Raw genomic sequence first — 13,307 nt, 5'->3', positions numbered from 1 at the left:
TCCCACGAACAGGTTTCGACACTGATGAAGCTCTCCACACTGATCGGCATCGTCGCGGCAGCCACCCTGCTGACGACCGGCTGCACCGCCGATCCCGAAACCGCGAACACGGTCGAGGCAGGCAATGTCACCTTCGATCTGTCCCCAGGTCAGGAAGGTCGCCTGCACGTGGCCGAGGTCGACACGATCGCGGCCAAGGTGCCGCAGGCGATTCGCGACCGGGGCACCCTGGTGGTGACCGGCGCCTCCGGTGCCGCGCCGCCGCTGCGGTTCTATGCCACCGACGACAAGACCGTGGTCGGATCCGAAGTCGACTTCGCCACCCTGGTCGCCGACATCCTCGGTCTGAAACTGGTCACGCAGGTGGCGGATTGGTCGCAGAACTTCGTGCGCGTCGATTCCGGCGAGGTGGACGCGTTCATCTCGAACGTGACCGTCACCGAGGAGCGCAAGGAGAAGTACGACTTCGCGACCTACCGCAAGGACAACGTCGCCCTAGAGGTGCACAAGGACAGCTCGCTGGTCTACACCGACCGCAAGAGCTTGGCGGGCAAGCGGATCGGCGTCGGCGCGGGCACCAATCAGGAACAGCTGCTGGTGAAGTGGAACGAGCAGAACGTCGCCGACGGCCTGGCACCGATCGACATCGCCTACTACCAGCAGAACACCGACTACTACCTGGCGTTGTCCTCCAAGCGGATCGACGGCTACATCGGCCCGAACCCCTCCGGCGTCTATCACTCGACGACCGCCGGCGAGACCAAGCTCATCGCCACCTTCTCCGGCGCGGGTGAGGCGCTGCAGGGCGAGATCGCGGTGCTCACCAAGAAGGACAACGGGCTCATCGCCGCGGTGCACGAGGCACTGGCACACGCCATCGCCGACGGCAGCTACCAGAAGGTCCTCGATCGCTGGGGCCTGGATTCGGAGAAGGTCACCGAGTCGCGGATCAATCCGCCCGGTCTGCCGAAGAAGCCCGCCGCATGAGGTCCTCGGAGAAGTGGGGAGACCCGGTGTTCTCGGCGAACGTCACCAACCCGATCGACCCGTACGCCGAGCTGATCCGCCACTACCGCGAGCGGTGGGCGCATCACGGTCACGACCCGGCCGACGCGCTGGTCGGCAGCCCGGAGCAGGTGATCGACAAGGTCGGCCGCTTTCACGAGCAGTTCGGGCACGAGGTTATCCACCTGTCCGCCGAACGTGACGGCCGCACCGAAAACCAATACCTGGACAGTCTGTTCCAGGCCGAGGTGGCGCCCGAACTGCGCCGCCGCATCCCCAGCCGTCCGCTGGCCACCGGCCGTGAATTCTCTGGAGTTACCTCGTGATCCGTCCCCGTCATCGCATCGTCGCCCTCGCCGGCGCACTGGCCGCCGTCACCACGGTGGTCGCGTGTGGCAGCGACTCCGGCGGCTCGGGGGTTCAGGCCGGACCACCGCAGCCCGGCGGCACGCTGCGCTACGGCCTCTCGCAGGCCCCGACCTGCTCGGATCCGGCTCAGTCGGCGAGTAATCAGACCATCTATGTCGCCCGCCAGATCGTTGACTCGCTCACCGATCAGGACCCGAAGACCGGCGCGATCACCCCCTGGTTGGCCAAGAGCTGGGAGGTCAGCCCGGACGCGAAAGTGTTCACCTTCAAGCTCGCCGACGGCGTGACCTTCAGCGACGGCACTCCGCTGACCGCGGACTCGGTGCGCGATACCTTCGACTCGACAATCAAGCTCGGCGGGGCGAAAGCCGCGCTCGGCGTCAGCTATCTCACCAACTATGTCGGCACCACTGCCGTCGACAAGCTCACCGCCCGTGTCGAATTCAGCCAGCCGAACGCACAGTTCCTGCAGGCCACCTCGACCCCCCAGCTGGGCATCCTCGCCCAGTCCACCAACGCCAAGCCCGCCGAGGCGCGGTGCGCGGGCGACAACATCGGCAGCGGACCGTTCACCTACACCAGTTGGAAGCAGGATTCCTCGGCCACGCTGGCCAAGCGTGCCGGCTACAACTGGGGCTCGGCCGTTTTCGGGCACCAGGGCGAGGCGTACCTGGACAAGATCGAGTTCACCGTGGTCCCGGAATCAGGTGTGCGAACCGGCAGCCTGTCTTCGGGTCAGCTCGATGCCATCAGTGACGCGCTGCCGCAGGACGCGCCGCAGATCGAGGCCGCAGGTGGGCGGGTGCTGTCCACCTCCAACCCGGGAACCCCGTTCGGCTTCCAGCTCAATGTGACTCGCGGTCCGCTGCGTGACCAGGCCGTACGTCAGGCTCTGCTGACCACCCTGGATCGCAAGCAGCTCGTCGACACCGTATTGGGCCCGCAGTTCAAGTACGCGACCGGCAGCCTGGCCTCGGCCACCCCTGCCTACCTGGATCAGTCGGCCCGGCTCGCCTACGACCCGACCAAGGCCAAGGCTGCCCTCGACCAGGCGGGCTGGTTGCCCGGCGGCGACGGTATCCGCGCCAAGAACGGTGAGCGCCTGAGCTTCTCGGTGACCTTCAGCCAGGTGTTCGCGGGCAACCAGGCGATTCTGGAACTGGCTCAGCAGCAGCTGCGCCAAGTCGGGGTAGATCTGAAGCTCGACCTGGTCTCCGGACCGGAGAGCACCGCGAAGATGAACTCCAAGGACTACGACTCCTTCTACGGCAACTCCACTCGCGCCGATGGTGACATTCTGCGTACCTCGTTCTCGCTGACCGGTCGCAATCTCAGTGTGCGCGGCCCGATTCCGGCTCTGGACGAGGCCCTGGACAAGCAGCTGGCCACCAACGACCCCGCGGCTCGCAAGGAACTGCTCGCGACCGTGCAGAAGCTGGTGCTCGACAACGGCCTGTACCTCCCCACGATCGAACTGTCGCAGGCGATCGGCGCGGCCGGGCACACCCAGGACCTGAAGTTCGAAGCCTCGGCGCGGCTGCAGTTCTTCGACACCTGGCTGAGCGGGCACTGATCATGGGCCGATACGTGGGTTCGCGCGTACTGCAGGCGGTCTGGGTGCTGTGGGCGTCGTTCACGATCTCCTTCCTCGTGCTGTACGCGCTGCCCTCGGACCCGGTCTCGATGGCGGCCGACGGCGCCGGTCTCGGCACCCCGGTCGACAAGGCCGCGGTGGCGGAGATGCAGGCCCGCTACGGGCTGGACAAGCCACTGTGGGAGCAGTATGTGACCGCACTCGGAAACGCCGTCACCGGCGATCTGGGCCGCTCCATCAATACTGGTCAACCCGTCACCGAGGCCCTCGGTGACTCGCTACCGCCCACGCTCGGGCTGGCTTCTCTCGCACTGCTTTTCGCGGTGATCGGTGGGACGGCGCTGGCCTTCGCGAGTACCTACACGCGAAGGCCGTGGCTGCGCAACACCCTGAGTGCGATACCGCCACTAGGTGTTTCGGTGCCGACCTTCTGGACCGGTCTACTCCTGCTGCAGCTGTTCTCTTTTCGGCTGCACTGGTTCCCAGCGTTCGGCGGGACCGGTTTGCGCGGGACCCTGCTACCCGCGCTGACCCTGGCCTTGCCGGTCGGAGCGGTGCTCGCGCAGGTTCTCGCGGCCGGTTTGGAACAGACCTGGCGTCAGCCTTTCACTGACGTGGCGGTGGCCAAGGGTGCCTCGCGGTGGTGGGTACAGCGCCGCCACATCGCCCGCCTGGCGAGCGTGCCCGCCTTCACGATCGCCGGCGTGCTGGTCGGCACGATGCTCGCGGGGTCGGTGGTGGTGGAGTCGGTGTTCGCCCGCGCGGGCGTCGGCCGACTCACCCAGACCTCAGTGCTCAACCAGGACATTCCCGTGGTGCAGGGCGTGGTTTTGCTCTCGGCGCTGATCTTCGTCGGCGTGAATCTGGCGGTGGACCTGCTCTATCCCCTGCTCGATCCACGCATCACCGGATCGCGGCGTAGTCGTCCAGTGGAGGCGCAAGCAGGCGCGTCTGTGGCCGCCTCAGATCTCACGACAACGCCGCGCAGTAGCGGGGTGGGCACAGGTGCCACTGCATCGCGGTGGCCTGCCCGGACTCGCACCACCGACACCGAAGGGACCGAGCATGGTTGACGTTCTAGTGCGACGTGAGGTGGTGGCTGATCGGCCCGTTGCAGCTTCCGGCGTCGCGCCCCGCAATCGTGGTGCACAGGTTGTCCGCTGGACGCGCGGACACCTCGGACTCGCGCTCTCCGGTGTCGTTCTCGTGATCGCCGCCGGGTGGGCCGTTGCGCCGTCGGTGTTCGCCTCCGGTGATCCGCTCGTCGGGGTACCCGCGGAGAAGTTCCAGGCACCCAGCGCTGCGCACTGGTTCGGCACCGACAATCTCGGCCGCGACCTGTACACACGGATGGTGCACGGTGCGGGGCTCTCGCTCACCGCCACCCTGACCGCGGTCGCGATCGCGTTGGTGGTCGGGTCGGCGCTCGGGCTGCTGTCCGGCGCTGCGGGCGGCATCGTCGACACCGCGATCATGCGGGTCGTCGACGTGCTGCTGTCCATTCCGTCCCTGTTGCTGGCGCTCGCCCTGGTCACCGCCCTCGGTTTCGGCACCCGCAATGTGGCTGTCGCCGTTGGCATCTCGCTGATCGCGAACTTCGCCAGGGTGATGCGGTCGGAGGTGCTGCGGGTGCGCCACGCGCCCTATGTCGAGGCCGCGCACGCATCCGGGGTGCGGTGGTACGCGGTCCTCATCCGCCACGTCCTGCCCAACTCCTTTCAGCCCGTCCTCGCGTTGGCCGCCGTCGAGTTCGGTATGGCGGTGCTGGCCGTGTCTTCCCTCAGCTTCCTGGGCTACGGCACCAAACCGCCTACCCCCGAATGGGGTTCGCTGATCTCGGAGGGCCGCAACTTCCTCGCGTCCGCCTGGTGGCTCACCACACTGCCCGGCCTCGTCATCGTCGCCGTGGTGTTGTCGGCCCAGCGTCTCGGCCGCTTCGCGGGAAGGACCGAAAAACGATGAACGACAAGAAGAACGGAACGCGGCGCTCCGCAGCGGACGGCCCCTTGCTACAGGTGGAGGATCTGCATATCGCGTACCGCACCGGCGCGGGGGCCGTTGCCGCGCTGCGCGGGGTGTCGATCGAGGTGGCGCGAGGAGAGGTCGTCGCTCTCGTCGGTGAGTCGGGGTCGGGGAAGTCGACGTTGGCACACGCGGTGATCGGGCTGCTCGGGGATTCGGCGGAGGTCATTTCGGGCAAGGTCGAATTCGCTGGTGAGCGGGTCGATCCGGATGACGAGAAGGCGTTGCGGCGGCTGCGCGGGGCGCGGGTGGGGTTCGTGCCGCAGGATCCGGGTCTGTCGCTCAATCCGGTGCTGCGGGTCGGTGATCAGGTGGCCGAGGCGCTGCTGGTGCATCGGCTGGCCGACCGGCGGGGGGCGGCCCTGCGGGCGCTCGATCTGCTGGAGGAAGCCGGGCTGGATCGGCCGGAGTTGCGGGCACGGCAGTATCCGCACGAGCTGTCCGGTGGACAGCGGCAGCGGGTGTTGATCGCGATCGCGCTGGCGTGCGGACCGGAGTTGATCATCGCGGACGAGCCGACGAGCGCCCTCGACGCGACGGTGGCGCGGCAGGTGCTGGATCGACTGGCCGAACGGATCGCGGCACGCGGCACGGCCGTGCTGCTGATCACCCACGACCTGGCCGTTGCCGCCGAACGGGCCGATCGGCTGGTGGTTCTCGAGCAGGGCAAGGTCGTCGAATCCGGGACTACCGCACAGGTTCTGACCCACCCGGCACAGCGGTACACGCAGCGTCTGCTCGCAGCGTCCTCGGCGCTGTCACCCACCGAATTCCGGCCCCTACGTTCCAGAGCGGAAACACCTTTGCTGTCGGTTCATGCCCTGCACAAGCGATTCCATGCGGGTGCGGGGTCCATCACCGCCGTGGACGAGGTGGAGTTCAGCCTCGATCGCGGGGAAACGCTCGCTCTGGTGGGTGAATCAGGTTCGGGCAAATCGACGACCGCACGGATCGCCCTGCGGCTCACCGAGGCCGACAGCGGGACGGTCACCTTCGACGGCCACAACCTCAGCAGTGCCCGCCGAAATCGCCTGCGCGCGCTGCGTAAACGGTTCCAGGTGGTGTATCAGAATCCGTACTCCTCGCTGGACCCGCGCTGGGAGGTCGCCGACATCATCGCCGAACCCTTGCGCGCCTACGGCGTCGGTGACCGCGCCGCTCGCACCGCCCGCGTGGCCGAGCTCCTCGAACAGGTGGCGCTCCCCGCGGAGTTCACCACACGCAAGCCCGCCGAACTGTCCGGCGGGCAACGACAACGGGTGGCGATCGCCCGCGCGCTGGCCCTGCGCCCCGACCTACTCGTGCTCGACGAACCGGTCTCCGCGCTCGACGCCTCGGTACAGGCGCAGATCCTCGACCTGCTCGACGGCCTCCAGACCGAGCTCGCCCTCGGCTACCTGTTCATCTCCCACGACCTGGCCGTGGTGCGCCGCATCAGCGACCGGGTCGCGGTGATGCGCCACGGCCGCATCGTCGAAACCGGGCCGACCGCAACCTTGTTCACCGATCCACAACACGCCTACACCAGGGAGCTGCTCGCGGCGATCCCGAGACCCGGTGTGCGCATCGATCCCCTCGACGGAAAGGACATCACCCGATGAGTGAGCCAGCACTGTTCCTCGGCATCGAAACCGCGGGGACCGGAACCCATCCCGCCTCATGGCGGCGCGCCGACTCCGGGGCCGAGGACCTCTTCACGGCCGAATATTGGACCGCGATGGTGTCGTCGGCCGAGCAGCTCGGGTTCGACGCGGTCTTCCTGCCCGACTCGTTCGCCATCCAGGAGGGCGGCGCGGCCGTGACCCGCGGCCGACTCGACGCCGTCGCGATCGCCGCCCGCACCGCGCCACCGACCGGCCGGATCGGCCTCATCCCCCAGGCCTCGGTCACCCACACCGAACCGTTCCACGTGTCGAAGGCGGTGAGCGCGCTGGACTTCGCGAGCCGAGGGCGCGCCGGATGGGAGGTGACGGTGTCCACCGACCAGGTCGAGGCGAACGCGTTCGGCCGCAAGGAGGTTCAGCAGCCCGAGTCGCTATGGCACGAGGCTGACGAAGCGATCGAGGTGGTGACCAGGCTGTGGGACAGCTGGGAGGACGACGCCGAGATCCGCGAGGTGTCCACCGGCCGGTTCATCGACCGCGACCGTCTGCACTACATCGACTTCGCCGGTGACAACTTCTCGGTGAAGGGCCCGTCGATCACCCCGCGATCCCCGCAGGGGCAGCCGATCGTCACGGTCCGCGCCGACGACCCCGCGTCGACCGAGGTGGCCATCCGCCGCGCCGACATCGTCCGGATCACCGCGCCCGATCTCGCCACCGCGACCGAACGACGCCTGACCCTGCGCGCCGCCGTCGCCACGGCGGGCCGCGACCCGGAAACGGTGCGAATTCTGTTGGATCTGCCTGTTCACCTGGCTGATTCGGCCGACGACGCGTGGACAGCGGTGCGCGAGCTCGACCGGTGGACGGCACGGTCCGACGCCGCCACCGAGCAGCCGCATCTCGATACCGGTCTGCTCCACCATGTGGGCACAGCCGCCGCGCTCGACGATCTGCTCGGCGAGATCACGCGGTCCGGCGTCGTCGACGGCGTAGTCCTGCGACCACTGGCCCTGCGCGCCACGCTGACCACGCTCACTGCCCACCGCCCTGCCGCCGCACCGCACGACACCGGCGCGCCGCGCACCCTGCGTGACCGTCTCGGTCTCCCCCGCCCACTCAGCCGATACGCCACGACAGGAGCAGCGCTGTGACCTCGAAACCGCGCAAGCAAGTCCGCCTTGCCGCGCATTTCCCCGGCGTCAACAACACCACCGTCTGGGCCGACCCGGCGTCGAAGTCGCAGGTCGATTTCGCGTCCTTCGAGCATCTGGCGCGGACCGCCGAACGCGGCCTGTTCGACTTCTTCTTCCTGGCCGAGGGGCTGCGGCTGCGCGAGCATCGCGGGCAGATCCACGACCTGGACGTGGTCGGCAGGCCCGACACGTTCACCGTGCTCAACGCGGTGGCGGCGGTGACCGAGCGGCTGGGGTTGGCGGGCACCATCAACAGCACCTACAACGAACCGTTCGAGGTGGCCAAGCAGTTCGCCTCGCTCGATCACCTCTCCGGCGGTCGGGCCGCGTGGAACGTGGTCACCTCCTCGGACGCGTTCACCGGCGAGAACTTCCGGCGCGGGGGCTACCTCGAACACGGTGAGCGGTATCGGCGGGCCGAACAGGTGGTCGCCGCGACCAGGGCGCTGTGGGACAGCTGGCCCACCGACTCGCTGGTGATCGATCGGGAACGCGGCATCTTCGCCCGCGAGGTTCCCGAGACCACCTTCCGCAGTACACAATTCGACTTCGCGGCGCCGTTCGTCGTCCCGCCGAGTCCGCAGGGACACCCGGTGTTGCTGCAGGCGGGCGATTCCGACGAAGGCCGCGAGTTCGGTGCGAAGACCGCCGACGCGATCTTCACCGGGCACGGCACCCTCGAGGCGGGGCAGAAGTTCTACGCCGATGTCAAAGGCCGGCTGGCCAAATACGGTCGCGCACACAGTGATCTCCTGGTTCTGCCCGCGGCCACGTTCGTCCTGGGCGACACCACCGAGGAGGCCCACGAACGGGCCCGCGGCATCCGCTACCAGCAGGTGAGCCCACAGACCGCCATCGCCTTCCTCGAACAGGTCTGGGGCCGTGACCTTTCCGGCTACGACCCCGACGGCCCGCTGCCCGATGTCGAGCCCGACGCCGCCGCCGAGATCACCCGCGGCCGGGTCAGACACACGAAAGATCCGCTGGCCGTGGCGAAAGCGTGGCGTGAGCAGGCCGAGGCGAGCAACCTCAGCATCCGCGAACTGATCATCGAGGTCACCGCCCGTCAGCAGTTCATCGGCACGCCGGCCCAGGTCGCCGAGCAGATCGACCAGTACGTGCAGTCCGATGCCGCCGACGGTTTCATCCTCGTCCCCCACCTGACGCCCGCCGGACTCGACGAGTTCGTCGACACGGTGGTTCCCGAACTGCAGGAACGCGGCAGTTTCCGCACCGAATACACCGGCACCACTCTGCGCGACCATCTCGGTCTGCGTCACCCCCACCACCACACCGTCGCCGAAGGAGCACGCGCATCATGACAATCACCGTCGAGAACCCGACCGCCACCACCACATTCGCCGACGACTGGGCGCGCTGGCACCATGCCCGCGAAGACGGCCTGCGCGATCCGCTCGGTTGGCTCAGCCTGGCCGGGCTGCACTGGCTCACCGATAGCCCCGAGCGCCTCGACGGTGTCCCCGGCACCTGGTGGGTCACCGACGAGAAGGTGTTCATCACCGCGCAGCCCGCGGACCGGCTCGATGTGGACGGCGAGCGGATCGGCGGCGTGCAGATCGTGGTCCCCGTGGAGGGCGCGCCGGGGGTGATCGTGCTCAACGAAGCACGGGTCCTCGAGGTGATCCGTCGCTCCGGGCGGTACGCGGTGCGCGTGCACGATCCGGCCGCTCCGACGCTGACCGCGTTCACCGGGGTCTCGGCCTATCCGGCCGACCCGCGCTGGGTCGTGACCGGGCGTTTCACCGCGTTCGAGCAGGCACGCACCATCACCACGGGCGCTGTGGTGGACGGGCTCGAACACCAGCACAGCGCTGCGGGGATCATCGAATTCCGGATCGGTGACAGCCACGAAGCGCTGCTCGCCTTCGGCACCCCCGCCGATCTGAAAGTGCTGTTCACCGACGCCACCAGCGGCGTCACCACCTACCCGGCCGCCCGTTCGCTCGCCGTCGGCGCCGTCGAGGCAGACGGCACCGTCACCCTCGACTTCAACCGGGCGGTGAACCTACCGTGCGCCTTCACCGATTTCGCCACCTGCCCGGTGGCGCCACGCGAGAACCGGCTGCGCGTGGCGATCGAAGCGGGAGAACAGGATCCGAAGCTATGAGCGTTCCGCTGTCGATCCTCGATCTGTCGCCGATCAGCGAAGGGTCCAGTGCCGCACAGGCATTGCGCAATACCGTCGACCTCGCCCGGCACGCCGAGCAGTGGGGATATCACCGATACTGGTTGGCCGAACACCATTTCGTGTCGGTGGCGAGTTCGTCGTCGCTAACCCTGCTCGGCTTGGTCGCCGCGGCCACCTCACGCATCCGGGTCGGGACCGGCGCGGTGCAGGTGGGCCATCACACGTCCGCCTCGATCGTGGAGGCGTTCGGCACCGTCGACGCGCTGTATCCGGGACGACTCGATCTGGGTCTGGGCCGGTCAGGACATCGGCGCAGCCAGTTCGGCGCCGAGACCGCGACCACGAGGGGCGGACATCCGGTGCTCGACGCGGTGACCGGACGCACCGAGATCCGCGACGGCGTGGTGGTACCCCCGCCCTTCGATCCGCGCCGGGTCACCGACCGCTCGAGATTCCTCGCCTCGGCCGAGGCGCTGCAGCAGCCCGGTGCGGAGTCACTGGACTTCGCCGACCAGGTGGCCGAGGTGCAAGCGCTGATCGAGGGCCGCTACTTCACCCCCAAGGGCGTGGAACTGCACGCGGTTCCGGGTGAGGGCATCGATGCCGAGCTGTGGCTGTTCGGCAGTTCGGCGGGCGAAAGTGCCGAGCTGGCAGGCAAATTGGGGTTGCCCTTCGCGGCGGCCTACCACGTCGCGCCGGGCACCGCGCTGGACGCGGTCGCGGCGTATCGGGCGGCGTTCCAACCATCGGAGCAACTGGCCGAACCGCGCGTCATCGTGTCGGCGGATGTGGTCGTCGCCGCCGATGACGACACCGCAGGCCATCACGCGAGCAGCTACGGGCACTGGGTTCACAGCATCCGCAGCGGAGGCGGCGCAGCCGAATACCTCGACCCCGCAACGGCGTCCCCACTCACCCCGGACCAGCTGCGCCTCGTCGCAGACCGCCTGGCGTCCCAGATCGTCGGCTCGCCCACCACCGTGGTCGAGCGGCTCGACGCCCTCCAAAAGGTCACCGGCGCAGACGAACTGCTGATCACCACCATCACCCACGACCACGCCGACCGCCTCGAATCCCACCGTCTGCTGGCCGATGCGTGGGGACAGCGAGCCGCCCGCGCCGCCTGACCACGTAGACCCGCCCATTCGACCGACGAGGGCGCCCCGAGATCTCGACTACGGGGCGCCCTCGTGCTGTCTGTCCATCGCCGTTCGCAAACGCCCGAGCAAACGCTCGAATTCCGCGAGCTGGGCGGGCTCGTATTCGGCCAGGATCGCATCATGCTCGGCATTGACCGGGTGGAAGTACTCGTCGGCCAGTTGTCGAGCATTCTCGCTGCACCGCAATGTCACGACCCGCCGATCGGTGTGCTCGCGGCTGCGGGTGATGTAGCCGGCCTGCTCCAGCCGGTTCAGCAGGGTCGTCATCGCCCCTGACGTCAGGGTGATCCGCTTGCTCAGCAGCGCGGGAGACAGCGGCTGCGCGGCGTGTTCGGCGGCGGCGATCTCCATCAGCGCGAAGGCGTCGGTGGAGTGCACGCCGAGCGTTTCCGCGAATCGGCGGCCCAGTTCGGTGAAGCTCTTGCCGTAGTCGATGAGCCCCGCGGCGAGTCGCTGCCGCCGCATCACAACATCGCCGGATGTCTGCTCCACCATCTCGTCCTCTCGTCGACCGCCCGATTGACAACTTACCGCCCGACATTTACCTTCATCGTAAAGTAACTTTATGACGGAGGTTATCGTGCGGACAGAAACCGAGACTCCACCGCTGCGCTTGTGGTTGGGGCTGATCGCCGTCTCGCTCGGCGTCGCGTTGATCGTGGTCGACCTGACGATCGTGAACGTGATCCTCGCGCCGATCGTCGAGGATCTGGGGATCACCTCGATTCAGGCGCAATGGATCCAGGAGTCGTACGCGATCGTTTTCGCGGCGCTACTGCTGGTCGCCGGCCGACTCAGTGACCTCTACGGCGCGCGCAGGCTGTTCCTGATCGGACTGGTGGTCTTCGGCGCCACCAGCCTGCTCGCGGCGCTCGCACCGAGCGGCGGCCTGCTCATCGCGGCCCGTTTCCTGCAGGGTGTCGGCGGGGCGATGATCCTGCCGACCTCGCTGGCCCTGGTGAACGCGGCATTCACCGGAAAGGCTCGCGGGCAGGCCTTCGCGATCTGGGGATCCACGATCGGCGCGGCCGCGGCGGTCGGTCCGCTGCTCGGCGGCTGGCTCGCCGACTTCTCCTGGCGGTGGGCCTTCGGCATCAATATCCCGGCGGTCGCGCTGATCATGGTGGCCGTGCTGATCTACCTTCCCGCCGCACCGAGGAACACCGGTCGCGTCGATTGGCTCGGGGCGGCCCAATCCGCGCTCGGTCTCGGTCTGCTCGCCTTCGCCATGATCGAGGGGCGGCATCATGGCTGGCTGATCGTCGCCGAGCCGTTGAGTATCGGTGAATTCGTGTGGCGCAGTGGGCTTTCACCGGTTCTCGTCGCGTTCGTCGGCGCCGCGTTCGTCCTCGGGCTCTTCTGGCGCAGGCAGGCGATGCTCGGTCGCGCCGATGGGCAGCCGCTGGTCGATGTGCGGCTGTTCTCGATCGATTCGTTCCGCCGGGGCAATGTGGTGACGCTGATCGTCGGCGTCGGCGAGTTCGGCATCATCGCGGTGCTGCCACTGTGGATGCAATTCGCCCTCGACTACACCGCACTGCAAGCGGGGCTGGCCCTGATGCCGCTCGCGATCGGCAGTTTCGTCGCCAGTGGCGCGAGCTTCTCGCTGACAGCCTCGGTCTCGGCCTTGGGTCAGGTCAGGATCGGCCTGGCGCTGGAGGCAGCCGGGCTGGCCTTGCTCGGCTTGTTCGCCGCGGCGGACAGCAGTTGGTGGTCGATCGCGCTCGCGCTGTTCGTCTACGGCATCGGCGTCGGCTTCGCTACCGCCCAGGTCACCAATATCGTGCTCGCCGACGTGCCGGGCGAGAGCGCGGGTCAGGGCTCGGGAATTCAAAGCGCGGCAAGGGAACTCGGCTCAGCGCTGGGCATCGCGGTCCTCACCACCGTCTACTTCAGCACGGTCGGCACCGGCCTACGCGAGCGACTGACCGATGCAGGCTTGCCCGAATCCGAGGTGGCGCAACTGGAGTCGACCGTCACCGACAGCGCGGGTGCGGCGATCGGAGCTCTCGCCGAGAATCCGCACACACTGCCCGTCGCGGAAGCGGGCCGCGCGGCCATGGCCGCAGGCATCGAGGTGGCGAGCTACCTGTGCGCGGGCCTGCTCGTCCTCGCGTTGGCCACCACTGCATTCGTCAAACCCGCACGACAGGAGTGATACCACCGAGTGCGGGGGCCGCGGACTCGCGCCGTGGCCCCTGCGCTCGT

General features: G+C 68.1%; 11 protein-coding genes and 1 pseudogene. 11 read left to right on the top strand and 1 reads right to left on the bottom strand.

The window, feature by feature from the left end:
- Positions 1 to 24: 24 nt before the first annotated feature.
- The 10 genes and pseudogenes from IBJ82_RS28720 (at position 25) to IBJ82_RS28675 (ending at position 11,066) form a co-directional block, all read left to right on the top strand.
- Positions 25 to 987: an ABC transporter substrate-binding protein gene (locus IBJ82_RS28720; protein ID WP_194829102.1), complete on the top strand. Its 963-nt coding sequence runs from the start codon at positions 25 to 27 to the stop codon at positions 985 to 987.
- Positions 963 to 1,331: pseudogene (locus IBJ82_RS28715) on the top strand (LLM class flavin-dependent oxidoreductase); the annotation flags it as partial. The gene IBJ82_RS28720 and the pseudogene IBJ82_RS28715, both read left to right, overlap by 25 nt.
- Positions 1,328 to 2,947, top strand: coding sequence for an ABC transporter substrate-binding protein (locus tag IBJ82_RS28710; RefSeq protein ID WP_194829101.1), 1,620 nt, complete (start codon positions 1,328 to 1,330; stop codon positions 2,945 to 2,947). The pseudogene IBJ82_RS28715 and the gene IBJ82_RS28710, both read left to right, overlap by 4 nt.
- A 2-nt stretch (positions 2,948 to 2,949) precedes the next feature.
- Positions 2,950 to 4,041, top strand: coding sequence for an ABC transporter permease (locus tag IBJ82_RS28705; protein WP_194829100.1), 1,092 nt, complete (start codon positions 2,950 to 2,952; stop codon positions 4,039 to 4,041).
- Complete coding sequence (locus IBJ82_RS28700) at positions 4,034 to 4,930, top strand: ABC transporter permease (protein WP_194829099.1); 897 nt, start codon at positions 4,034 to 4,036, stop codon at positions 4,928 to 4,930. Before IBJ82_RS28705 ends, IBJ82_RS28700 begins: the two co-directional genes overlap by 8 nt.
- Positions 4,927 to 6,591 (top strand): ABC transporter ATP-binding protein, encoded by a 1,665-nt coding sequence (locus IBJ82_RS28695; protein WP_194829098.1) that lies wholly within the window; start codon positions 4,927 to 4,929, stop codon positions 6,589 to 6,591. The genes IBJ82_RS28700 and IBJ82_RS28695 overlap by 4 nt, the downstream gene beginning before the upstream one ends.
- Positions 6,588 to 7,748: an LLM class flavin-dependent oxidoreductase gene (locus IBJ82_RS28690; RefSeq protein ID WP_194829097.1), complete on the top strand. Its 1,161-nt coding sequence runs from the start codon at positions 6,588 to 6,590 to the stop codon at positions 7,746 to 7,748. The genes IBJ82_RS28695 and IBJ82_RS28690 overlap by 4 nt, the downstream gene beginning before the upstream one ends.
- Positions 7,745 to 9,112 (top strand): NtaA/DmoA family FMN-dependent monooxygenase, encoded by a 1,368-nt coding sequence (locus tag IBJ82_RS28685; RefSeq protein ID WP_194829096.1) that lies wholly within the window; start codon positions 7,745 to 7,747, stop codon positions 9,110 to 9,112. The genes IBJ82_RS28690 and IBJ82_RS28685 overlap by 4 nt, the downstream gene beginning before the upstream one ends.
- Complete coding sequence (locus IBJ82_RS28680; protein WP_194829095.1) at positions 9,109 to 9,918, top strand: DUF1684 domain-containing protein; 810 nt, start codon at positions 9,109 to 9,111, stop codon at positions 9,916 to 9,918. Before IBJ82_RS28685 ends, IBJ82_RS28680 begins: the two co-directional genes overlap by 4 nt.
- Positions 9,915 to 11,066, top strand: coding sequence for an LLM class flavin-dependent oxidoreductase (locus IBJ82_RS28675; protein ID WP_194829094.1), 1,152 nt, complete (start codon positions 9,915 to 9,917; stop codon positions 11,064 to 11,066). The genes IBJ82_RS28680 and IBJ82_RS28675 overlap by 4 nt, the downstream gene beginning before the upstream one ends.
- A 48-nt stretch (positions 11,067 to 11,114) precedes the next feature.
- Here IBJ82_RS28675 and IBJ82_RS28670 read toward each other — a convergent pair whose 3' ends face one another.
- On the bottom strand, positions 11,115 to 11,594 hold the full coding sequence (locus IBJ82_RS28670; RefSeq protein ID WP_194829093.1) for a MarR family winged helix-turn-helix transcriptional regulator: 480 nt from the start codon (positions 11,592 to 11,594) through the stop codon (positions 11,115 to 11,117).
- Positions 11,595 to 11,664: 70 nt separating this feature from the next.
- On the opposite strand from IBJ82_RS28670, the gene IBJ82_RS28665 reads away from it, so the two are divergent.
- On the top strand, positions 11,665 to 13,257 hold the full coding sequence (locus tag IBJ82_RS28665) for a DHA2 family efflux MFS transporter permease subunit (protein ID WP_194829092.1): 1,593 nt from the start codon (positions 11,665 to 11,667) through the stop codon (positions 13,255 to 13,257).
- The last annotated feature ends 50 nt before the right edge of the window (positions 13,258 to 13,307 follow it).

This window comes from Nocardia sp. XZ_19_231, from assembly GCF_015355705.1.
Taxonomy (GTDB): domain Bacteria; phylum Actinomycetota; class Actinomycetes; order Mycobacteriales; family Mycobacteriaceae; genus Nocardia; species Nocardia salmonicida.
This window is presented reverse-complemented; position numbering and strand designations above follow the sequence as displayed.

Coding starts and splice junctions, on each gene's coding strand:
- IBJ82_RS28720 (WP_194829102.1), top strand. CDS start 25: ATGAAGCTCTCCACACTGATCGGCATCGTCGCGGCAGCCACCCTGCTG.
- IBJ82_RS28705 (WP_194829100.1), top strand. CDS start 2,950: ATGGGCCGATACGTGGGTTCGCGCGTACTGCAGGCGGTCTGGGTGCTG.
- IBJ82_RS28700 (WP_194829099.1), top strand. CDS start 4,034: ATGGTTGACGTTCTAGTGCGACGTGAGGTGGTGGCTGATCGGCCCGTT.
- IBJ82_RS28695 (WP_194829098.1), top strand. CDS start 4,927: ATGAACGACAAGAAGAACGGAACGCGGCGCTCCGCAGCGGACGGCCCC.
- IBJ82_RS28690 (WP_194829097.1), top strand. CDS start 6,588: ATGAGTGAGCCAGCACTGTTCCTCGGCATCGAAACCGCGGGGACCGGA.
- IBJ82_RS28680 (WP_194829095.1), top strand. CDS start 9,109: ATGACAATCACCGTCGAGAACCCGACCGCCACCACCACATTCGCCGAC.
- IBJ82_RS28675 (WP_194829094.1), top strand. CDS start 9,915: ATGAGCGTTCCGCTGTCGATCCTCGATCTGTCGCCGATCAGCGAAGGG.
- IBJ82_RS28670 (WP_194829093.1), bottom strand. CDS start 11,594: ATGGTGGAGCAGACATCCGGCGATGTTGTGATGCGGCGGCAGCGACTC.
- IBJ82_RS28665 (WP_194829092.1), top strand. CDS start 11,665: ATGACGGAGGTTATCGTGCGGACAGAAACCGAGACTCCACCGCTGCGC.